Annotated in this window: 19 protein-coding genes; all 19 read right to left on the bottom strand. The window is 47.8% G+C overall.

Annotated elements, in window-relative coordinates; all coding sequences use genetic code 11:
• Positions 1–79: 79 nt before the first annotated feature.
• Positions 80–1,702 carry a response regulator transcription factor gene (locus J2Z70_RS07305; protein WP_209871009.1) on the bottom strand — a complete coding sequence of 541 codons (1,623 nt, stop codon included), beginning with the start codon at positions 1,700–1,702 and terminating at the stop codon, positions 80–82.
• Complete coding sequence (locus tag J2Z70_RS07300; protein ID WP_209871006.1) at positions 1,702–3,441, bottom strand: sensor histidine kinase; 1,740 nt, start codon at positions 3,439–3,441, stop codon at positions 1,702–1,704. Before J2Z70_RS07300 ends, J2Z70_RS07305 begins: the two co-directional genes overlap by 1 nt.
• A gap of 91 nt (positions 3,442–3,532) precedes the next feature.
• Positions 3,533–5,119: an extracellular solute-binding protein gene (locus J2Z70_RS07295; protein ID WP_209871004.1), complete on the bottom strand. Its 1,587-nt coding sequence runs from the start codon at positions 5,117–5,119 to the stop codon at positions 3,533–3,535.
• A gap of 65 nt (positions 5,120–5,184) precedes the next feature.
• Positions 5,185–6,054, bottom strand: coding sequence for a carbohydrate ABC transporter permease (locus tag J2Z70_RS07290; protein ID WP_209871001.1), 870 nt, complete (start codon positions 6,052–6,054; stop codon positions 5,185–5,187).
• A gap of 13 nt (positions 6,055–6,067) precedes the next feature.
• The gene (locus tag J2Z70_RS07285; RefSeq protein WP_036726841.1) at positions 6,068–7,015 is read right to left on the bottom strand and encodes an ABC transporter permease; all 948 of its coding nucleotides are present in this window, start codon (positions 7,013–7,015) and stop codon (positions 6,068–6,070) included.
• Positions 7,016–7,324: 309 nt separating this feature from the next.
• The gene (locus tag J2Z70_RS07280) at positions 7,325–8,881 is read right to left on the bottom strand and encodes a glycine betaine uptake BCCT transporter (RefSeq protein ID WP_209870998.1); all 1,557 of its coding nucleotides are present in this window, start codon (positions 8,879–8,881) and stop codon (positions 7,325–7,327) included.
• A gap of 113 nt (positions 8,882–8,994) precedes the next feature.
• Positions 8,995–9,183: a hypothetical protein gene (locus tag J2Z70_RS07275; protein WP_036726849.1), complete on the bottom strand. Its 189-nt coding sequence runs from the start codon at positions 9,181–9,183 to the stop codon at positions 8,995–8,997.
• 101 nt (positions 9,184–9,284) lie between these two features.
• The gene (locus J2Z70_RS07270; RefSeq protein ID WP_209870995.1) at positions 9,285–9,587 is read right to left on the bottom strand and encodes a MazG-like family protein; all 303 of its coding nucleotides are present in this window, start codon (positions 9,585–9,587) and stop codon (positions 9,285–9,287) included.
• A gap of 36 nt (positions 9,588–9,623) precedes the next feature.
• Complete coding sequence (locus tag J2Z70_RS07265; RefSeq protein WP_209870993.1) at positions 9,624–10,604, bottom strand: leucine-rich repeat domain-containing protein; 981 nt, start codon at positions 10,602–10,604, stop codon at positions 9,624–9,626.
• Between the two features lie 143 nt (positions 10,605–10,747).
• Positions 10,748–11,584, bottom strand: a complete 837-nt coding sequence (locus J2Z70_RS07260) for a class I SAM-dependent methyltransferase (RefSeq protein ID WP_209870990.1) — start codon at positions 11,582–11,584, stop codon at positions 10,748–10,750.
• Positions 11,585–11,829: 245 nt separating this feature from the next.
• A complete protein-coding gene (locus J2Z70_RS07255) occupies positions 11,830–13,293 on the bottom strand; it encodes a glycoside hydrolase family 1 protein (protein WP_245368040.1) in 1,464 nt (487 codons plus the stop codon).
• An 18-nt stretch (positions 13,294–13,311) separates the two neighbouring features.
• Positions 13,312–14,151: a BglG family transcription antiterminator LicT gene (gene licT / locus J2Z70_RS07250; RefSeq protein WP_209870987.1), complete on the bottom strand. Its 840-nt coding sequence runs from the start codon at positions 14,149–14,151 to the stop codon at positions 13,312–13,314.
• A 47-nt stretch (positions 14,152–14,198) separates the two neighbouring features.
• On the bottom strand, positions 14,199–16,091 hold the full coding sequence (locus J2Z70_RS07245) for a beta-glucoside-specific PTS transporter subunit IIABC (protein WP_209870984.1): 1,893 nt from the start codon (positions 16,089–16,091) through the stop codon (positions 14,199–14,201).
• Positions 16,092–16,304: 213 nt separating this feature from the next.
• Positions 16,305–16,652, bottom strand: a complete 348-nt coding sequence (locus J2Z70_RS07240; RefSeq protein WP_209870981.1) for a winged helix-turn-helix transcriptional regulator — start codon at positions 16,650–16,652, stop codon at positions 16,305–16,307.
• A 45-nt stretch (positions 16,653–16,697) separates the two neighbouring features.
• Complete coding sequence (locus J2Z70_RS07235) at positions 16,698–17,444, bottom strand: SDR family NAD(P)-dependent oxidoreductase (protein ID WP_209870978.1); 747 nt, start codon at positions 17,442–17,444, stop codon at positions 16,698–16,700.
• A 149-nt stretch (positions 17,445–17,593) separates the two neighbouring features.
• Complete coding sequence (locus J2Z70_RS07230) at positions 17,594–19,183, bottom strand: ABC transporter ATP-binding protein (RefSeq protein ID WP_209870976.1); 1,590 nt, start codon at positions 19,181–19,183, stop codon at positions 17,594–17,596.
• A gap of 179 nt (positions 19,184–19,362) precedes the next feature.
• A complete protein-coding gene (locus J2Z70_RS07225; protein WP_245368039.1) occupies positions 19,363–19,755 on the bottom strand; it encodes a GNAT family N-acetyltransferase in 393 nt (130 codons plus the stop codon).
• On the bottom strand, positions 19,742–21,028 hold the full coding sequence (locus tag J2Z70_RS07220) for an ABC transporter ATP-binding protein (protein ID WP_209870973.1): 1,287 nt from the start codon (positions 21,026–21,028) through the stop codon (positions 19,742–19,744). Before J2Z70_RS07220 ends, J2Z70_RS07225 begins: the two co-directional genes overlap by 14 nt.
• A gap of 11 nt (positions 21,029–21,039) precedes the next feature.
• A complete protein-coding gene (locus tag J2Z70_RS07215; RefSeq protein ID WP_209870970.1) occupies positions 21,040–22,764 on the bottom strand; it encodes an ABC transporter permease in 1,725 nt (574 codons plus the stop codon).
• Positions 22,765–23,409: the final 645 nt, after the last annotated feature.

The following is a 23,409-nucleotide window of genomic DNA, read 5'->3' as shown; positions in this document are numbered from 1 at the left end:
GATCCTTCTCTCATGGTAAGCTTTTTGAGGAGCTTTTTTTTACATGATTTCACGAAAAAATTATACGATTGTTGCAAGGTTATCCGGATTCATACCGGGTCATTTTAATCCGGTATTGCTTGGGCGTATCCCCCGTATATTCTTTAAATAATTTGCAAAAATAACCTTCGTTCACAATCCCTACTTCCTCGCACAATTCCAATATTGAATAATCCCGAACATTTAACAGCTCGAGAGCTAATTGGATTTTTTTACGGTTGATGTAAGTGATCACGCCCTCGTTCATTGTTTTTTTGAATAAGCTGCTAAAATACGATGGAGCTAAATTCACTTCCTCGGCAATCGCCTCGAGCGTTAACCGCTGTTTCAGGTTACGCTCTATAAACTGTATAGCACTCATGATTTCAGCGCGGTGTAAAAGCTGGCCGGCGTGTACATAGTCGTAAGTGAAGTCGCCAATATAGGCCAGCTGCTCCCGGAAAGACATACACTCGATGGGAAACTCTGCTACCTCCGTGGTCAGCTTGTTTCCTGATTTAAACTTCACCGTAATGTCTCTGTACAAGTCCCGCAGCATAGGCACCATGATGGACTTATGGATTTTATGTTCCGTAACGAACTGGTTCAGATCAGCAAAGGCCTGCTCCAGCTCATCCTTGGAGACCTTTCTTTTCAGCCCGTCAAGAAATTCAGCCAGCCTCTGCTGAAATTCTTCTTTTCTGTCATTGTGGTATTGGAAGCGGTGCATAGGTGTTTTTACTGCTTTCTCCGTATGATAATAGAAATCATCACTCACCTTTTGTGCTTCCGTGTAAGCCTGTTTGATCGATTCCCAGCCCCGGTGCGGACCTCCAAAAGCGACAGATACCCTTACATTCAAGTATTGGTGCAAATGGGAGACGATCTGCCCCCCTAATGCCTGGCAATCATATTCCGTTTCCAGATCACTGCGGTTATTCTCCCAGGATAGGAAGCCAATAAAACGGTTAGCGGATAAATCCGCAGCTACACCACTGCCCCCATTCATCACTGTTTCCTCGATGATATTCGTAATCGCATACCTCAGGATGCTTTGATCAGACGCTGAATAAGCGTTCCGGAAACTTTCATACCTGTTCATTTCGACAATAAAACAGCAATAGCTGGCTTGGAAGAAATGAAACTGCATGCGGTTGGCAAAATCCGATGCCCGGTGAGAAGGAATTTCCCCTCTGATTAGCTCGTTAAAAAACTGCTTGCGGACTCTATATTTATTTTCAAGCACGGATACGTTTAACGATTGAAATTCCGCTTCTTTTTTCTTAAGCTCATTTAAATTCCCGGCTGCCTTATCTAAAGCCCGGTTCAAATCCGCTTCCCTGAGCGGAACCTTAACAATGTACTCCATTACGTTGGCTTGAATCGCTCTCTGGGCGTATTCAAAGGAGGAATAAGCGGTCAAAAGAATGAACTGGGTACGGGGGAGCGTTGACTTTAGCTGCTCTATCATGGAAATCCCATCCATTCGCGGCATCACGATATCAGATATCACGATATCCGGCTTAAGCTTTACGATCTCCTCTATCCCCTCCAGCCCATTATTCGCTTTGCCCACCAAATGAAATCGCTTATCCCTAAGGGAGAGCTCTTGAAAAAACAATTCCAGCCGCTGAAGGATCAGATCCTCATCATCAACAATGAAGCAGGTGTATTCTCTCACCATCATGCATCTCCTTTAAACAAGCCTGCCGGGAATACGGCCTGAACACGGGTTATTTCCTTAGGTATACTCGTGATTTGGAGTCCGAATTGTTCTCCGTAGTGAAGTCTGATCCGGTCATGAATATTGTTTAATCCGATTCTTTTCCTTTTCAATTCCACATCACTGGGTTCTGAAGTTAAAATATGCTGTATGGTATCAGCCGGAATACCCTCGCCTTGATCAACGACTTCTATGATGACCCTGCCGCCCTCTCTGTACGCATGAATAGTAATAGGGCCTTCGATCCCCCCTCCGTTATAACCATGGAAGATACTGTTCTCCACAAGCGGCTGCAGCAGCATTCTAAATACCGGAAAGTCTGTTAATCCTGCTTCGATATCTTCAATCAATTGAAAGCTCCGGTTATAACGGATGTTCTGGATCGCGATATAGTCCGATACATTTTGCAGCTCCTGGCGCAGTGAGACCTTCTCCGAAGCGTCGGCGATCCCGTATTCCAGGATTGAAATCAGAGACTCGATCACCACATCTACTTTCTCAATCTGTCCGAGCCGTATGACATTGCTGATAGAACCAAGCGTGTTATACAGGAAATGAGGGTTGATTTGCGACTGCAGCACTTGAATTTCCAGCTTGCGTTCAAGGTCATGATGAAGCTCTGCTCCCCGGATCAGTTCCACAATTTGCTGCAGCATACGATCGAATGCCCGGGAGAGATCGCCAAACTCATCGTTTCGGTTAATAGATATAGTAGTTGTCAGGAGACCCTGCTCCACCCGTTTCATTTTTGTTTTGAGTGCGTAGAGCGGAGTTCTTATATATTTGGCAATAAAAAAGGATACGAACAGGCTTAAGAGAAAGCCCGCAGCCAGAAGCTCGATATAATAGGTTTCCAATCTGGACAAAGCCGCTTTCAAGCGTGATTCATCGTTGATTGAGATAATGGTCCAGTTGAACTTTTCCGTCGGTTTTTTCAGAAGGGAGACCTGAGTTCCCTCCTTGGTGTGCAATTGAAGGCTTGTTTCTGCGGTATCCAGAATTTGTTCCGCTGATGTTTCACCGATTGAAAACGTATGGTCTTGAATATTCAGGGAGCCTTTATTTTCCGAAAATCCGGCAATGATTTTACCCGATGCGGTGATTAGAGCCAGATTCATTTGTTCTTGTCTGTTAATCTTGAACAAGGTTTCTTCAATGGCATTGAGATCCAAATCTACCGCAATAGCCATAGGAAACGGAGTGCCGTTCAGATACCGGACCATGGTAACGGTCCAGCCGGAATATTTAGATTTGTAAGGGTCGCTGACAAAGGTTGTCCTTCTGTTCTGGTCAGCGGCAGCAAACAAGGGTTCTCTTTCAGCTAAAGGTTCATCGAATATCCGGGTAGCCGTGCTTCCGCCTAGAATGGATAAATCGCTTTGGATCAGATAAATATTACTGACGTAACTGCTGTTGAGTTCATATAGCTCTCTTAATTGCTTTTTAATTACGTCCGTATTGTCAATATTGGCTTTCACCGATGATTCCACCGAGAACAGGATCGTCTGGAAGGAGGAGAAATTAACGGTGAAATACTGGTCTATCTTGTCAAGAATTTGGTTGGTGTAATACACATCCGTGGTTCTTATTTCCTTTTGGACATAGCGGTAAGATAATTGGCTGATCAAGATGATGCAGCTTAATACAAAGGCAAAGACGATCAAAAATAATTTTAAGGGCAGGCTGATTCTTCTTCGCATCGATCATCTTCCTTCTGCATCGGTATGGAACAAATCATAGCATATGACAATAAAGAGAGGGCTAAGGATAGCCGCTCTCTTCGTTTAATTTTTACTTGATTAAGCCTGCTTCCTTAAATTGTTTGATTACAGACTCCTTATATCTCTGCATGTCAAACTTGGTCTCCAATGTATCTAGGAAATTGTCCCAGTTCGAAAGTGGTTCCTTGCCAGTCATAAATTTGACCAGGCTCTCATTAATGTAACGCTGGCGGTCAGCTGCCAATGAATCGTTCGGGTCTTCAGTCAATAAGTTCCCGGGCAACGTGGGCGCCACGTATTTCTGATTGTTCTCAAACGCTTCTGCCGTCTTGGGATTCTGGAAGCTGAAGTACTCCGCATCATCCCCGCGGCGCGGCATTCTGTAATGATCGACCCAGAGGTACTTTTCTTTCATGTCCTTCGATAATTCGGAGGTTTTATTTTTGATCTTGCCGTCCACCACATCCCAGTGAATTCCTTTGATTCCGTAGGCAAAATTCGGATAGGCTTCTTGGTCCGTGAAGAAATAATTCAGCATGGACAAGATCCGGATGATTTTCTCCTTATCCGCTTTCTTGGATATGGCCCATGAATTGCCCTGGAACGATTTTCTCTCTACAATCTGATCACCATAAGGACCTGTCATTGGAGGAATAACGATCCATTCCGGCACCTCTCCGCTGATTTCTTTCATTTTCTGCTGATAATCCGGCTCCAGCCTGCGGGCGTCTCTGATCATGAAGCCCACTTTCCCCTTAAATAACTTTTGGTCGAGCAAATCGGGCGTATTCATCGTCACCCAGTCCGGATCTACAACTTTGGCTTCCATCATTTTATGGATATAAGCGAGCGCTTCTTTCATTTTGGGATCGGTATACAGGAATACCGGTTCATTGTCCTTCACATCAATGGCTGAGGGAGGATTGACACCGAACATCCACATCAGACTATCGAAGCCGTAGGTTTGCAGATTGCCTTCTTTATTCATACCGCCGATGAATCCGTACGTATCGTTCTTGCCGTTACCGTCCGGGTCCTTCTCTGTAAAGGCTTTCATAACTTCAAACAGCTCGTCAGGTGTTGTTGGCACCTCCATATTCAGCTTTGTCAGCCAATCCTGGCGGATGAAGTAGCTTCGGCTGATACCGTTGACATTATCATAACCCGGAACCCCAATGGTTTGTCCCTGATAGGTTACCGCCTCCCAGGAGTCGCTGCTGAAACGTTTCTGCAATTCAGGAAATTGATCAAGATACGGTGTCAGATCCGCAAGAACGCCTTGATCATAATATTGCGCAAGATCCGCCCGGCTTTTCAAGAAGATCAAATCCGGAATATCTCCGCCGGCTATGAGCGTATTTAATTTAGTCGTGGCTTGCCCGGATTGGGGAATCATCATTTCGAGGTCAATGTTTACGGCTTCCTCCAGCATTTGGCGCTGAATATCTTCTTCACGTGGAGGAATCGGAGCAGCCGCATTGAACGTACCCTGGTTAAACATCGTAATTTTCAATTTGGTTTCAAAGGGACTCTGCTGGCCCTCTGAATTCCCCGATGCTGCCGGCGGTTCCTCTTTGGGTCCCCCACATCCTGACAATACCGTTCCCATACCCACTATTGCTGTCAGCATAGCCAATGTAATTGCTTTACGTTGCATAATGACCTCTCCTTTGCTTCTATATTATCACGGTTTCCCCGTAACAACTCAGGTTGGAATGCCTTTTAACCTTTAACTGATCCCAAGAGCACACCTTTGGTAAAATGCTTTTGCATAAACGGGTAGACGATCAAAATCGGAACCGTAGTCACGACAACTGCAGCCATTTGCACAGCGAACGTACTAACCGTGCCGGAATTGGCAAGCGAATCCGCACTTTGTGTGGCGACGTTAAGCAGGATGTTGCGCAAGATCACTTGAAGCGGCATTAGGCCCGAATCATTGATATACACAATAGCATCGAAGTAACTGTTCCAGTGCCCGACTGCGTAAAACAAAGAAATTGTGGACAGGACGGGCAGTGACAGGGGTAAAATGATCCGCCATAACGACTGAAGCTCACTTGCACCGTCCACCCTCGCGGATTCCTCGATTTCTGCGGGCAATTGCTCGAAAAACCCTTTGATGATGACCAGATTAAAGGCACTAATGAGCTGTGGAATGATCAGTACCCATGGACTGTTCAGCAATCCCAGAGAGCGGACTAATAAATAAGTCGGAATTAATCCTCCCCCAAACATCATGGTGAAGACAATGAATAGCAGGAACGGGCTTCGTCCCGGCAAATATTTTTTGGATAAGGGATAAGCCGCGATTACCGTAAAGAACACATTCAGCAAAGTGCCTACAATCGTCCGAAACAAGGTGATTTTATACGCCTGCCCGATCCCGTGAGAAATGAATACTTCTTTGTAGGCTAGAAAGGTAAAGGTCTCTGGTATAATCACAATTCCTCTTCTTAACACTTCCGATTCCGGGGTCACTGAAACAGCAACCACATAGAGAAAGGGCAGTAAGCACATCAAGGACAGCAAAATCAGAATAAAATAAACGACGGCTTGCCAGACTTTTTCCCCGGTTGTCAAATTGATCATTTGGATCACCCCCTCACCAGATTTGCCCATCGAATTTTTTGGCCAGCTTATTCGCCGCGAGCACTAAACCAAATCCGATGACGGCTTTAAACAATCCCACAGCCGTAGCCAGGCCAATCTTCAGCCGCTCAAGCCCTTCACGGTAGACCCAGGTGTCAATAATGTCGATCTTCTCCTGATTGAAGCTGTTGGCAAACATGAATATCTGGTCAAAACCTGCATCCAGAATATGGCTTAATTTGAGGATCAGCATCAGAATCATAACTCCCCGGATGCCGGGAAGGGTTACATGCCAGAGCTGTCTCCATTTGGAGGCGCCATCCATTCTGGCCGCTTCATACAAGCTTGGATCGATTCCTGCTAATGCGGCAAGGTACAATATCGCGCCCCAGCCAATATCCTTCCATATTTCAGATAAGATAATCAGCAGCCGGCCCCAGGCAGGTTCTGTCAGGAATGAGATGGGTTCAACACCAGCCTCCTTCAAAATCATGTTGAACAGCCCATCCCCCGGGGCCAATAACGCCACCATCATTCCATACACAATGACCCATGACAGAAAATGGGGCAAATAAGTGATCGTTTGTACGATTTTCTTAAACCACTGGGTATACACTTCATTCAGCAGCAAAGCCAGAAGGACCGGAGCCGAGAAACCGAACAACAGCTTATACAGCGATATGATAATCGTGTTTCTCATGATGTCCCAGAAATAAACGCCATTCATAAAATCCGTGAAATTTCTAAATCCCACCCACGGGCTGTCCCATAGCCCCAAAGCCAGGTTATAGTTCTTAAAAGCAATAATGATTCCCGCCATAGGAATGTATTTGAATACGGCAAAATAAACTAACGCCGGGAACAGGAGCGCGTACATCACTTTATACTTTTTTATCGTTCTTATCCATGAGTTCCGCTTTTGGGGTAGGGGCATGGCGTCCGCTGCCAATTTCGCTTGCATGTCATCACCTCGTCTCTATTTATAGTTGTATAGTAGCACCCCCTGCCCGGATAAATTTCTGTGATTTCTAGAATTTCTTATAAGATATTAATCTGAATTGTGAATAGAGGCTTTACGAAAAAAACCTCAGGACGCTAGGATCGCGTTCCTGAGGGTTCAGCCATTGTATATTATTTCAGGCTAACCGCGCCGAAATCTTTTAATAAATTCTCTGCAACTAGCTCCATTCTGTTAGCTTCTATCCTTAGATTATCCGTTGTGATCTTTAACACACCTTTTTAAAATTTTAGTTATAAGGATAACATCGGGTCAAATGGAATCCGCATTAGCTTGGATAGCCTCATGCTCCTCCAGCAGCCGCTTCAGCTGTTGGCGTTGGCGTTTTTCCCGTTGACGGCGCTCTTTGTCCTCCTCCTTGAGCGCTTTAAGCAGGGAGAAGCACATGCCGATCAGAACAATGGCAAAAGGCAGCGCAGCTACAATGGAAGCGGTCTGAAGGCCGCCCAAGCCGCCGCTAATCAGCAGCACAACAGCGATGGAGGATTGCAGAATTCCCCAGGTTAGTTTGACTCTTGCGCTGGGATTCAGCTTGCCGTCTGACGTCAGCATGCCCAGTACAAAGGTAGCCGAATCGGCTGATGTAATGAAGAAGATCATAATCAGGATCGTAGCTATTAACGATACTATGGTGCCTAAAGGCAATTGCTCCAGCATGACGAAAAGGGCGGTGGTCGTGTCTCCTTTAACGGCTTCAGCCAGCTGGACACCATCGAAGAGCTCCATTTGCATGCCCGTTCCCCCGAATACCGAAAACCAGATAAAACCGAACAGACTCGGTATAATCAGCACACAAATGACAAATTCCTTGATAGTTCTTCCTTTGGATATCCTAGCAATGAATGTTCCGACAAAGGGTGCCCAGGCAATCCACCAGGCCCAATAGAATAAGGTCCACGCCCCTACCCAAGTTCCCTTGGAAAAAGGCGTTAACCTCAAGCTCATATTGACGATGTTTTGCAGGTAACTGCCTAATGTGGTGGTAAAGGTATCAAAGATAAACGAGGTCGGACCCGTGATCCATACGAACAGCATCAAAAGAACGGCGATCACTAAGTTGGTGTTGCTGAGGATTTTGATCCCCTTGTCCAGACCGCTGGTAGCTGAGATGAGGAACAGCACGGTCACTACAGCAATAATTGCAATCTGAGCGGCTACGGTGTTCGGAAGTCCGAATAAATAGTGCAACCCTCCGTTAATCTGCAGAGCCCCGAGACCAAGCGAAGTCGCTACTCCAAAAATTGTGGCAATTACCGCCAAAATATCGATGGCTTTACCCAGCCAGCCGGACACCAGCCTCTCACCGAGTAGAGGGATAAAAGCAGAGCTGATCAAGCCTTTGTACCCTTTGCGGAACTGGAAATAAGCAAGTGTCAATCCGATGACGGCATAGATGGCCCATGGGTGAAGTCCCCAATGGAAAAAAGAATAGCGCATGGAGATCCGTGCTGCTTCTGTCGTCCCTCCTGGTACGCCCTCCGGCGGAGATAAATAATGGGACAGCGGTTCAGCCACTCCCCAGTAGACCAGCCCGATCCCCATTCCTGCGCTGAATAACATCGACAGCCAGGAGACTGTGGAATATTCCGGTTCATCGTCATCGTCTCCCAGCCGGATACTGCCGAACCTGCTGAAGGCTAAATAGAAGGTGAAGATCAAGAAGAACAGAGTCGCCAGCAAATAGAACCAGCCGAAATTATGGATGGAGAAAGTGTAGGCGGCATTAGCGGTACTTGCCATCTGGTCAGGCGCCACTGCTCCCCATATGGCAAAAATCGCTACGATGGTAATTGAAATGATAAAAACCATATATGAACCTCCATGAGTAGTGTATGTATACAATAATAAACAAAAAAAACCTCAGGAACGCATGGAAGGCTTCCTGAGGGTCCATCCATTGTATTTTTCTGTCAGGGTCCTGCTCAGTTCTGTCTGTTCTCCACCGATTTCATACGGTTCTGGTCGTCAGGCACCCGGTCATGACTGAATTCCTGACCTGCTTCTACTTCCCCATCTTCGGATACAGCCCGGGCAAAGCTAGTGAACTGTCTCTTCTCCTCGTCTTGCTCATGCTTCAGCTTCAAAAGCTCCTTCGGGTCCTGAGTTGTCATCACGCTAACCTCCTGAGAAATCTATTCATGCTGTTTATCTGCACTATAGAAGTTTTTCCATACTATCGGGGTACTTATGCATGAAGATTGGAGAATGCGCTTTAGTCCTTAACTTTTATGAGCACTCCATCCCTATTCTCATAGACTCTGCTTTCATTTTTTTCGATCTTGTTCATGATCTCTTCTTCCAGGTTAATCCCCAGAATCTCCGCCAGTCCAATCAGGTAGATGGCAACATCCGCTAATTCTTCGCCGAGGTCATCTTTCTTCTTCCGGTAAGCATCGCAGGCTTCGGACAGCTCGCCGTGGGTCAGACAGAATTCCTGATAAATATCTGTGACATTGAACCCCTTTTCCAGCTTATTCTGATACACTCTCTTCTGGAGTTGTACTAAATCAATCACCGCAATCACTCCTATCTTCTGTCTTATTGAACTAACTTATTGATCTAATCCCATATGCATGCGTAAATGCACTAGTGACATGGGCTTAATCCGCTGGGCTTCAGCGATATTCTCATACAATAGGTGGCTCTTGCCTGCCTGGGCAAACGACTCACGTAAGGCTGCGATCCTTCCTTTTTTGAGATCAAGGAACTGGAAGTCGATCTGCTTCAGATGCTTCATTGCGGTCAAAGGCTCTAACTCCTTCGCGGTCACAGCTGCTGAAATCTCTCTTAGCTGTAACATTTCAAGCTGCGTTGCGGTCCATAAAGGGTCAATATCCTCCAGGGATTTCATCTGATCGAGTTCAAGCTGTATAAGCCCCGGCATATTCGAAAAGTCACACAAAGCCTCAAGCTTCGGCAAGGATAAGTTCAGGTATGTAAGATTGCTCATGGACTCCAGGGCATCCACCTCCGTTAAGTTGCGGATAGCCGCCAGACTCAGCATGGGGACGGTAGAATCGGCGAGAGCATCCATTGATCCTTTCAAGATGGAGTCATGAATGAAGAGGCACAGCAGCTTTGGCAACCGGCGCACAAATTCCAGCTCATGAATCGTAGTCCGCAAGATTAAGGTATCCAGGCTGGCGGCATCGCCTATCGGCGTTAAGTCCTGAAACTGCCCATGGACCGAGAGATATTGTAGCTGCTTGAAGCTTGCGAGGAAGCTTAGGTCTATCGGCTTTTTGGCCGAAATGGATAAAAACTGCAGTCGCTGCAACTTGCCAAGCACACTCAGATCCACACTATGAAACAGATTCAACTCTAAGGCTGTGATGTGCTGTAGTTCCGCTAAGGTCTGCAGCAATTCCTCGGAATAGCGCACTTTCCTGTCGGCTTGGCTAATTGACAAGACCAGATCCGGGCGTTCGGCAAATACATGCTGATCTAATTCCTGCAGATCCTGGAGCTTGTCCACATCGATGACATACGAAATAAGCTCCCGCTGTCTGAGCTCCTTCACCGCCTGATCCATTTTACCTTTTGTCCAAGGTGCTCCATTCATTGAGCTAGTCCATACTCCCATTTCCGTGATCCCCCGTTCCTTCGGATATAAAAAGTCCCGCCTGTTTGTGGCAGACGGGATTTTGATTATGTCATGCTTATTGAGCGGCAGTCTTATAGCTTGCGCACCACGTAGATGAGATTCATGCCGCAATCCAGCGTGCCCGGCAGTTTGGTGAACGCGATCTCCTGTTCGACAAGCAGCTTCCAGAATTCCTGGTCAGCCCGGGCGTTCTCCAAGGCAACATCTCCAGCTTGCGTATATAGTCCGGCAGAGCTTCTCTCCAGAATATTAACCGGAAACTGTGCAAATAAAGCATCCAGTTCAGAGCTCCTCATCATATGGACGTAATGCTTGCTGGGAACTGGATAATGATCTTCGTCCTGAACCCCTGTATTCATGAGCCATCTTGTAGCATCGATCCCGAACTGGTCCTTCTCATAGCGGATGCCTTCGAGATAATACATGGAAGCGCCGATGAAGCTCATCAACCCGACAATCAGGATGCCGCCCGGCTTAAGTACTCTTAGCAGCTCCCGGATACCATCCGCCTCTCTGTCCAAGAGATAGTTGATGACACCGCCAATACATACTACTGAGTCAAAAGAAGCATCTGCAAACACGCTCATATCCAGCACATCTAGCACATGGTATGCCTTGATTCTGTCCACCAGGGACAGCTCTTGCATTTTGGACTTGTTGAATTCAATCTGATGGCTGGACAGATCAGCGACGGTCAACTCAGAACACATGGTAGCCAGATCTTTGGTGTACCTGCCTGAACCTGCACCAATCTCCAACACTTGGTCCCCAGGCTTGATATAGCGCTGTAGGATGTCCAAATGGACCTGATACAAAAGCTCGCCTGGACCATCCTTCGTAAGCCGTGTCCATTCACGGTCACCATAGTTGTCATACCGGGTTCTCGGGATTTCGGGGTTGTAGCTCATGAAAGCCTCTCCTTTTCATATTCAATTGGAACATCGGAGTAATGCCACTAATGTCGCTAATGCCACTAATATCGCCTGCACTCATACAACCACCTCCTCCTTGGAATCCGTCTGCACTTATTATACTAAGCCTCGGTTCATTTGGCATCCTAAATATTCCAAACCCATCAGCCGGATGTCTCCAGACTCGTAATTGTGACAGGGTATATAAAGAAAACCCGCACGATGTGCGGGTTACGCTCAGCCTACAGGCCATTATTCCGGATTACGTCCTTATACCAATAAAAGCTGTCCTTCCGTCTGCGCTCCAGTGTGCCATTTCCGTCATTATCCTGGTCCACATGGATCAGACCATAGCGCTTCTCCATCTCGGAGGAGGAGTAGCTGATCAGGTCAATGATTCCCCAGGCGGTATAGCCGATAACCTCTACCCCGTCAAGGATCGCTTCATGTATTTGTTCAATATGGGAGCGGAGGTAGTCAATCCGGTAAGGATCATGAATGGCTCCATCTTCCTCCACTTTATCATAAGCGCCGAGTCCGTTCTCGACCACATACAGCGGGATCTGATACCGGTTATACAGATTACTCATCGTCAGCCGTAATCCGATTGGATCAATCTGCCAGCCCCATTCGCTGAGCGGGAGGTGCGGATTTTTGATACCGCCCATCGTATTTCCGCTGACCTTCTCCAGTCCCTCGCTCTCCGCACTGGCCACGAAGGAGTTGTAGTAGCTGAAGGAGATGAAATCTGCGGTATGCTTGCGTAGCGCCTGATCGTCGCCTTCGGCTTTAGCAATTTCAATTCCCTTATCCTTGAAGAAACGCTGAATATAGCCTGGATAAATTCCACGAACCTGAACATCGGTGAAGAACAGGTTGAATTCATTGTTCTTATGCGCGGCGAGCACATCCTGCGGATTGCAGGTATGCGGGTAATGCAGCAGGCTTGTAAGCATACAGCCGATCTGTGCACCAGGAATGATCTCGTGACATAGCTTCACCGCCAGCGCACTGGCCACAAACTGATGATGCAGCGCCTGATAGACTGCCTGCTCCACTTGCTCTGCCTCTCCGAACCGGTCTGGTACAATGCCGCCGTTGGTGAACGGGTGGCGGACAATCCCGTCAATCTCGTTGAAGGTGATCCAATACTTCACCTTGTTTTTATAACGGTTAAAGACGGTTGTGCAGTAACGCACAAAGAAATCAACCACCTCACGGGAGGTCCAGCCCCCGTACTGGTTCACCAGATGCATAGGCATCTCATAATGTGACAGAGTCACCAGCGGCTCAATACCGCGCCCCAGCATTTCATCGAACAGCCGGTCATAGAACGCCAGGCCCGCCTCATTAGGCACTGCTTCATCACCATTTGGATAGATACGTGTCCAGGCGATGGAGAGCCGCAAGGTTCGCAGGCCCATTTCCTGCATGTAGGCCAAATCCTCAGGGTACCGGTGATAGAAGTCAATGCCTCTTCTTTTGGGATAATCCTGGTCAGACTTGTCTTCCATGGCTTTCTTCAACTGCTCATCGCTTACCGCATTATGCTTTTTATAATCACCTTTGCCCAGGTTTCTCTTGTAAGTAGCCATGTCAGCCGTGGACAGCCCTTTACCGTCTACGTTCCAGGCACCCTCTGCCTGATTGGCAGCGATGGCACCGCCCCATAAGAATCCGTCTGGAAAAATCCGCTGTGTACTCAATATGACCCCTCCACTACTCTATTCTTTTCTGTTCATCACCCGGCTGATATGGATAATGAGATAGAGCATCTCCTCATTAGACATGTGCCGGTGGAATTTGGCTCCAATGTAGGTATTAATGGATGCTACACACTTTCCTTCTTCCGGGTATTTATTAGATATCTGGTCAAGCAGCTCGCTGTCCTGCGATTCAAGCATCTTGTTCTCCATCAGGCGCTGGACAAAGAACTGGAGATGAGTCAAGAAACGTGAATAGTTAATGCTCATCGTGTCAAAATCAACACCGTAATGGATTTTGATAATATTCAAAATATCGTTGACCGTCTTGGTCATCATCAGCACCTGGCTCATGTTGTCCTCGGTCTGCTGCGCATTCACCAGATGAAAGGCGATGTTCGCGGCTTCCTCTTCCGGCAGAGAGATTCCGAGCTTCTCCCTGATCATTCCCAGCGCCTGCAGCCCGATCTGATATTCACGCGGGTAGAACTTCTGTACCTCCCACCGCATCCGGTTCTGGATCGTTATATTGGACTTGAAGCGTTTGGCGGCCATATATAAGTGATCGGTCAGAGATACATAGAGGTTCTCGCTAAGATGCCTGGATAGAACGTCTTTTGCATACGATATGATTTCATCGGCCAGAATCAGGTATTCCTTAGGGGTCTCTCTCATTAAGGCTGTCATATCGGAAGCCATGTCCTTGTTCTCGACGATGTAGACCTTCTCGATCTCGTGCTCATTAACGGTATCCCCCGGCTTGCTTTTGAAGCCGATTCCCTTCCCCATCACGATGACTTCCTTGCCATCCTCGCGGTCGGCCAGAACTATGTTTACATTGAGAATTTTCACTACTCTCATCGGCGTATACCTCACGTTCTCCAGGGCATCTTAGACCCAATAATGTCTTATAAAACAGTAATTAACGGCATCTCCGGCCCGATCTTCCCGCTGTATTCATGTCCGAGAATCTCCAGATAATCCGGAGTGTTGGTGACGATCACTGGCGTAGTCGTATCGTATCCGGCTTCCTCGATTGCCTTCATGTCGAATTCAATCAGCAGTTGTCCGTGCCGGATGGTGTCGCCTTCATTCACTACTACATTGAAGTGCTGCCCCTTAAGCTTGACGGTATCCAGCCCGACATGAATGAGGATCTCGACGCCCTCCACCGATTTCAGGCCAATGGAGTGTTTGGTGCGGAATACCGTCTCCACCGCTCCGTCAAAAGGTGCGACGACCTCGCCCTTGCTCGGCTTAATGGCCATTCCTTGGCCCATTGCCTCTTGCGCGAAGGCTTCATCCTTCACCTCTCTCAAAGGAATCACTTCTCCCTCAATCGGTGCGAAGATGACGGTACGGGACTGGAGTTTTCCAGTTTCCTGCGGAGCTGCCGGTACATCGGCGGATTTCGCTGTGTCAGCTTCTGGCTGCAGTCCGCCAGTGTCCTCTTTGAATCCTATGAAGTACACCGCGATTGGCGTAACGACCAGGGAGATCCCCAGCGTAATCAGGGCGTACATGAAATTGTTCTTTTCCCCGATAAACATCGGCAGTGAAGCGATACCCGGACCCACTGCGGCGTAAGCCTTCAGATTGACGATCCCGGCGAACAGTCCGGCAGAACCGGCCCCGATCATGCAGGCGACCATGGTTCTTTTCAGCTTCAGGTGTATTCCGTATAATGCCGGTTCTGAGATTCCGAACAATCCCGAAATCCCTGCCGGTAAGGCGATTTGCTTCAGCTTCTTATCTTTGGCCAGGAACCATACCGCGAGCGCGCCTGCGCCTTGGGCAATATTGGAGGACAGCATGGCACTGTGAATCAGCGTTTCATACCCCGGCGACACCATTGCGGCAAAAATAACCGGGTAGAACACTTTGTGCATCCCGAACATGACGATGAACGGGAGAATGACAGATAATATCACTACGGTCAACCAGCCGAACTTCCCTTGAATCCAGAAGATTCCGTCGGACAAGCCTTGACCCAGATAGTTTCCGAGCGGTCCCAGTGCGACTAAAGCCAGCGGAGCCATTACCAGAATAACAATCATCGGCTTGAGGAAAATCTTGACGGGTCCCGGCGAGACCTTCTCGGCAAATCGTTCCACGTATGACATCAGCCAGACGGTAAGGATAATCGGGATAACGCTTGATGCATACGAGACATTGGGTACCGGTAGTCCGGCGAACTGGACAGGCACTTCACCCGCCAACAGGGCGATCAATTTGGGATGTAAAAGCACTCCGGCCAGAGTAACCGAGATGTACGGATTGGTTTTGAACTTCTGGGAGCTGGAGAAGGCCAGCAGTACGGGCAAGAAGTAGAATGCGGCGTCTGCAATGAAGCTCAGCAGCAGGTAGAGCTGACTCTCTTTGGTCAGCAGGTTCAGCGAGGTGCTGAGCAGCAGCAAGGCCTTCAGCATCCCAGAGGCGGCAATCGCCGGAATGATCGGTTGGAAGATCCCGGTGATGATTCCCGCGAAGCTGTCAAAGAGTCCCTTGAAGCTCAGATCTCTTTTCTTCGGTTCCTGCGGGGCTGGCTTCTTCTGTGTATCCATGAGTTTGATAAACTCATTGTACACATAACCTACGTCGTTACCAACAATCACCTGGTATTGGCCGCCGCTGTATACGGCTCCCATGATCCCATCTATAGCTTTGATTTCATCGGTTTTGGCTTCTTGCGGATTCTTCAGATTCATACGCAGACGGGTAGAGCAATGAATGACTTCATTGATATTATCATTCCCGCCTACTTTGTCAAAAATAGTCTTCGCGGTTTGTTTGTAGTCCATGCTGAGCACCTCACATTAGGAAATAGGAGCATAAAAAAAGGCCCAAATCGGGTAGGAATATCAAGCATTCCCACCCAATTCAAGCCTTGCCTGCCGAACAGTAACACGCTGTAATTGGATGATATGAAATTAATTTTTTATTTTTCCGGAAAGAAAAAATCAATTAACCGTTTACACAGCCACTTTAACATGTCCGGATGAAAAAAACAACACCTAATCCATATTCAAAATCTTAAACTCGCCCGGAGTGTAGGATTGTTCTGCGTAATTCCCTCCCCAATTACAAAGCAGTCTCAAAACGGGTTCGAGGGATTGCCCCAGCTCTGTCGTTGAGTATTCCACCTTAGGCGGTACTTGATTGTACATGGTTCTGCGGATTAATCCGTCTGTCTCCAGTTCCCGGAGCGTTTGGATCAGCATCTTTTGCGAGATATTATGAACAAGCCGTTTAAGCTCCCCTGTCCGCTTGGGTCCTTTGATTAAATAGTACAGAACAAGCCCCTTCCACTTCCCTCCGATCACCTCTAGTGTAACTTCCAGTTCACAGTGAAAGATTTTCATAACAATCCATCATCTCCTGAGTTGATACACAAACGTTAAGCTGATTTAGATTTGAGCCACTCCACCGTCTGCGAATAATTCAATGCCGTTCAAATAACTGCTCTCCTCAGAGGCCAGGAACATGACTGCATTTGCGATCTCTTCTACCTGCCCTACTCTGCCGAGCGGGACATCTGTTTTGGCCTGTTCCAGGTAATTGTCAAGCTCAGAGCCGAACAATTCATCGTACGCCGGTGTGACGACTGAACCCGGACTAAGGACGTTCATCCGAATTCCAGTTCCTTTGATATCCAGAATCCAGTTGCGGACGAGCTGTCTGATCGCTGCCTTGGAGGCGCCATAGATACTGAACGCGGGTACCCCCATTGAGCCGGCCGTAGAGCCTGTCAGGATAATGGAACCTTTTTGGTTAGGGAACAAGGGTAATGCCTTTTGAACGGTGAAAATAGTTCCCTTCACGTTGACATCAAAAGTCTTGTAGTAGTGGGCTTCCGTAATTTCGCCTAACGGCAGGAATGATCCTAGTCCGGCATTGGCAAACAGAATGTCCAAATGTCCCTTTTCCCGCTTGACGGTATCGAATAAGGTGTCCAGATCTTCCAGCTTGGAGATGTCACCTTGAATGCCTGTAACATTCTGACCAATTTGCTGTACCGCTTCATCCAATTCACGTTGTCTGCGTCCTGTGATAAACACGTAAGCCCCTTCTCGTACGAACTGCTCTGCCGCCGCAAGCCCGATGCCGCTTGTTCCTCCGGTTACAACTGCTACTTTCCCATCAAATCTACCCATACTATTATACACTCCTCTTATGGTTTGTAGTTCCTATGAACGCTAGTATGGAGGAAAAGTTACAAGAAAAACAGTACCCACTTTTTTGTGATATAGTCACCAAAAGGTGATAATTGAGGCGGTGCAAGCTGTGTTATTCTGCTGAAGCGCTAAATTTTCTGCTTCTCCACCATCTTGTAATACATTCCCTGTTGGACCAGTAATTCGGCTGGGCTGCCCTGCTCAACAATTCTTCCCTTATCCACGACCAGGATGACATCTGCATTCTTCACGGTGGACAGCCGGTGTGCAATCACCAGGATCGTCTGCTTCCCTTTCAGGCTCAACAAGGTATCGTTCAAGTCACTCTCTGTCAAGGCATCGAGAGCTGAGGTGTATTCATCCAGCATCAGAATCCGGGGGTCACTCATGAATGCCCGTGCTAATAGAATCCGCTGGATCTCGCCGCCGGAGAGATTGTCTCCATGGTTCTCCACCTGCTTATCATACGCTTCAGGCATGGCTTCTACGAATGAATTCACATGGGCAAGCTCAACAGCAGTGCTGAATTTGCGCCATGTCTCTTCAGTCATGTCTTCCTTTTGCAGAGGATAAATGATGTTGTCCAGAATAGACTTGTTCCATAGCACTCCCTTTTGCGGAGAATAGCCGACATATCGTCTTAATTCATGAATGTCCAGTTCTTGGATCGAGACACCGTCCAGGCAGATCTCCCCTTCATCCGGCTCTATGAACCTGTGGATCAGCTCGAATATCGTAGATTTCCCTGAGCCGCTTAATCCAACAATCCCCACGAAGGCTCCGGGCTGAATGTCCAGAGTAAAGTCCGTGATCCCAAAAGAATCTGCTGGAGCGTAACGGTACGAGACATTCCTCATCTGCAGGAGGGGGACACGGTGATAGTCGGGAGCTGTATCACCCGATGAAATTTTCTCCAGTTCAAGGATGTCATTCAGGTTATTAATAATGACCGTCATGCGGCTCCTATCGATGTTCAGCGTAAACAGCGACTTGAAAATCTGATACAGTCTTGGAAGAATCACAATAAAGGCCAGCAATGTGCCTGGTGAGATGCGACCTTTTAGAATCAAGAACAGACTATAGCCGTAAATGATGCCCGTAATGATGGAAATGATATTCAAATAGTTGATGCCTTTATCCAAAATGCCATGATACTGCTTATCCAGGCGCTCCGTCCTGCTCCTGAAGCGCTTGAAGCCATACATACATAGAGGGAATGAGAGGATGGCTGCGAGTGTAAGCTCGGTACTCATGGAGAACATGATCCACAGGGTAGCGATCAGCAGAATAGCATTCGAGACCATGGCCATCAGGGTGTCAATCACGAAAATTTCACATAGCATCCCCACCTGCAAGGTGATCCGGTTAATGATTTTCCCCTTGCCGATGCTGTCCACGTTTCTTGGCCGGGTCTGGAGTACGTCAGAGAACAGCCGCAGGCGCAGATTCTTGGATAAATGGTTGCCCAGCTCATTATTGTAATAAGAGGTGACGCTGTTCAAGGCGGCGTAAATTACGGGAATTAGAATTAGCAGGAGCATATAGAATGCAGCCGTACCGATCTGCTTGTCAGGCAGGATGTCATCGAATAGGTCTTTGAACAGGAGGGGCTGAACAGTCGAGACGAATGCGGCTAAAATATTGAAGATTAGGATCATAACAAGGATTCTCTTGCTATTAGACAATATCTCCTTGATCAACGTTCGGGTAGGATTCATAAGCCCGCAGAACCTCCTTCAAAGAGCGCAGCTTATGTAATCATAACGGATCGGGATGATGGAATTAACCTGCCTAATAATAGTAAATTACCTTACATATCATAGAATTACTGTCGGTTTAAGGTCTCCAAAAAACCAGCGTCCATAAGGGTTCGCTGGCTTCTCAGTTCTTGTATGAATTACTTTCCTTCCTCCGCTTTCCAAATCCCGGCCGCTGTAGGCGAGAAGCCGCACTTTTCATAGAATTCCTTATGCTCACGGCTATAAGTGAGGGTTACTATGGTCAATCCGCGTCGAATAGACTCGTTCAAAAGCTCCTTAACAAGCTGCTGCCCCACTCCACGCCTCTGATAATCTGGATGGATGATAATGTCCTCCATATACCCGTGCTCCAGGCCGATTCCGGCAACGTAGCCAAAGGCAATGAGTCTGCCTGCGGGATCTCTGGCTCCCGCCCAGAAATTGCACCGCTGAAACAGGGCGGGATAGTCAGAGTCTCTTCTTGCCCAGCCCACGGCTTCTCTTAAACCGGGAACCTCCTCCGCGCGAATGTCCAAGTTAATCTGAATCATTTTCCAGATACAACACCTTTGCTTTTTTGTCGTAGGCAATTAGTTCCGCGTACCGGCCCCAGTCGATCAGGATATCCAGTTGAAGTGCGGCTTCCTCTGCCTCAAAATGCTTTTCGAAAATCTCCACGAAAAAGGCTCCTTCCATTTTATTATTTGATTTCGATTGCAGAATCCAGATGATTTTCTCCATGATGGGAACATGCTCCAGCACCTGGTCTTTAAAAATTTCCTTCCGGAAGAGAACACTTGCATTGGCAAACTGGCGTCCTGGCTCTGTCAACTCGATATCTCCATGCAGAACCGTAGCAAATTGCAGCATTTCCACCGCCTCGACGATCGGCAGGAAATCTTCCAGTTTCAGACTTAATTGATCGGCCAACTTGTACAAGTCCACTTGTTGACCCAGATCGTCAATCAGTTCAATGAAGCCTGTGAGGGCGCCTGCCGGAACCGGTGGTATTTTCTCGATGGTATTTTGCTTTTCTTCGGCCGGACCGGCAGGCTTCACTTCCCTTTGGGTCAGTATGGAATAGATTTGGTCCACAAGCGATGTGAACTGCGGATCTTGTTTATCCCTCCAGTGCGCCATGGGAATGGGAATATCGGAGATTACACGGGCAGGGTCCCTGGAGAGGACGATGGCCCGGTCCGACATATAGACGGCTTCCTCAATACTGTGGGTGACCATAATGATGCATTTGGTAGGGATTTGCTTCTCCGTCCATAATTCCAGCAGGTCCCGCTTCAAGTTCTCTGCGGTCAATACGTCAAGGGCGGAGAACGGCTCATCCATCAGGAGAATATCCGGCTCCATGACGAGCGCCCGGCCGATACCGACACGCTGGCGCATCCCTCCGGACAATTCTTTGGGGTACGCTCCTTCAAATCCGTCAAGCCCAATCATATCGATTACCGAGAGGGCTTTACGCATTTTGTCGGCTTCGCGTAGAGGTTTGTTCTCCAGCCCCAGCTTCACATTCTCCAGGACTGTAAGCCAAGGAAACAATGCAAATGATTGGAATACCATCCCCACACCCGGATTGGTACCGGCAATCTCCCGTCCATTATAGAGCACCGTGCCCTGTGAAGGAGGGACAAGTCCCGCAATGATTCGCAAAAGAGTCGACTTCCCTGACCCTGAAGGTCCCAGGATGGATACCAGCTCGCCCTCCTTAATATTGATATTAATATCCTCCATAATACTCACATTTGCCTGCTTCGGCTGATCATAACGTTTGCTGATTTGCTTTAATTCAATCAATACTTTGGTCATGTTCTACACCTCTAATCCAAATGATATTTGCTTTCAGCTAAGGCATACAGCCTGCGCCACACCAGACGGTTCACAATTACAACGAGCAGGCACATGACGAATATTCCCCAGATAATCTCCGGCCAATTGCCGTTCGTAGTGGCCTCAGCGATGTACGTACCTAACCCGGCTGCTTGAAGATCCTGATCCTTCCACGATACAATTTCGGATACAATACTGGCATTCCAGGCGCCTCCGCTTGCCGTAATACAGCCGGTTACAAGAAATGGAAAGACGGCGGGGAGAATTAGTTTTTTCCAGGTCTGCCAGCGTGTCAATTTCAAAGTCACCGCAGCTTCCTTAAGATCGGAAGGAATGGCCATTGCCCCGGCAATCACATTAAATAATACATACCATTGTGTCCCCAGCATCATCAGCGGAATGGCCCCAATCTCCATCGATATTCCAAACTTCAAGTACAGAATCGTGAATATTGGAAACGCCATGTTGGCCGGAAAAGAAGACAGAACCTGCACAACAGGCTGAACAATTCTTGACAGCCGCGGATTCGTTCCGATGAACACGCCTACAGGCAGCGTCCAGATTACAGCCAGCAGTGTTGAGACGACTACCCTCAGTGCGGTCAGCAGGCCGAGGTACACCACATGAATCAGCTCGCCCCAGCTTAATTGGGCAATCTCGAGAATGCCTGAATACAAATACTTGAGCATCAGCACAGCGGCCGCAGACAGGAATAGCCATTGAAGAGCCTTTTTGACCCTTGACGGGACATGAGGCAGCTTCAACTGTGCGCTTCGGGTGGCAAGCCGCAGGAATCCGTCATGAACGCCGCCGTGCAGCTTACGGTTAAGATAATGAACAAAGCTGGCCCGCTTCAGAAGCTCTAACACCCAGGAGGTTGGCGCTTCGCCTGCTTCCGTCTGTTCATTCTTGAATTTCTGACTCCAGGCAATCACCGGACGCCAGAATAATTGGTCTACCATCACAATCAGTACAACCATCGTCAGGATCGCATAGATAAGTGCCCTAATATTGCCGTCATCTGCGGCCAAGGCCATGTACGTCCCGATTCCCGGCAGATGCAGATCCTGATTCAGCACGCTGATCGATTCACTGGCCGCCAGAAAGAACCAGCCTCCGCCAAACGACATCATGCTGTTCCATACCAGACCGATCATCGAAAAGGGGGCTTCCAGCTTCGTGAACCGATGCCATCTGCCCAATTGGTTCATCGCGGCAGCCTCATTCAGCTCGCGCGGAATCGTCTTAAGGGAATGATAATAGCTAAGGGTCATATTCCAGACCTGGCTGGTGAAAATAGCAAAGATTGAAGCCATTTCCACTCCCAGCAGGCTCCCCGGAAACAATGCCATGAAGGCCAGGACTGTGGCCGAAAGAAATCCAAGCACCGGAACGGATTGCAGGATATCAATGGCGGGAATCATGAATTTCTCAGCAGTCCGGTTATACGCCGCGATGCGGCCGTACACGAAGGTGAAGATCAAGGATGCTGCAAAAGCGATAAACATGCGTAAAAGGGAACGCCCTGCATAATAAGGCAGCCATTTGGGGTCCAGGCTTAAGGAGGACAGTTCATCCGGATCTAAAGGCACCTGCATACCCGAGCCTAACTTTGCTGCGGCATAGAGGATGGATAACAACAAGGAAATGACGAGAATATCCGCCCAGCCGAATGATCTTCGCTGGTTCCCTTGCTGGAAAAAGTTCATTTGCATAATGTACAACTCCAATCTGCTCCAAAGAACAATATCATCCTAACGGATGAATAAGATTACTTTAGCGCAAGCACAATGTATGCTGTTTTTCACATACATTTGGTCCATATGCCTGCTTGCGAACACAATGTATACTGTTTTTCACATACATTTTGACCATATGTCTGCTTGCGAGCACAATGTATGCTGTTTTTCACATACATTTTGACCATATGTCTGCTTGCGAACACAATGTATACTGTTTTTCACATACATTTTGACCATATGTCTGCTGCGAGTACAATGTATGCTGTTTTTCACATACATACAGCCTTCAGTCACATTCAGCATTAAAGTCACTCTACGATTCTTTCCAAGAACTCTTATTCACAAATGTACGCACACCTTTTCCACAGCAGGAGGAAACTATAGTTTCCTATAAAATAAAAAACTCTCCTCTGCATCAGCAGGGAGAGCTACACATTCCTTCATTCACGAGAGCTGCAAGGCTATTCCGATTCAGTCATCCAGGGGGGCCTGAAGACAGACTGAATACAATAGACCTATACCGCAATGGGGGAATGGGATGCTTCCTGCTTAACCACAACCATAGGTTCGTAAGATTGTATATTCGACTACTGCTGTCCATCTCCAGTTCCCTCCCTT

Origin of the sequence: Paenibacillus silagei (assembly GCF_017874735.1) — a bacterium.
Taxonomy (GTDB): domain Bacteria; phylum Bacillota; class Bacilli; order Paenibacillales; family Paenibacillaceae; genus Paenibacillus_AQ; species Paenibacillus_AQ silagei.
This window is presented reverse-complemented; position numbering and strand designations above follow the sequence as displayed.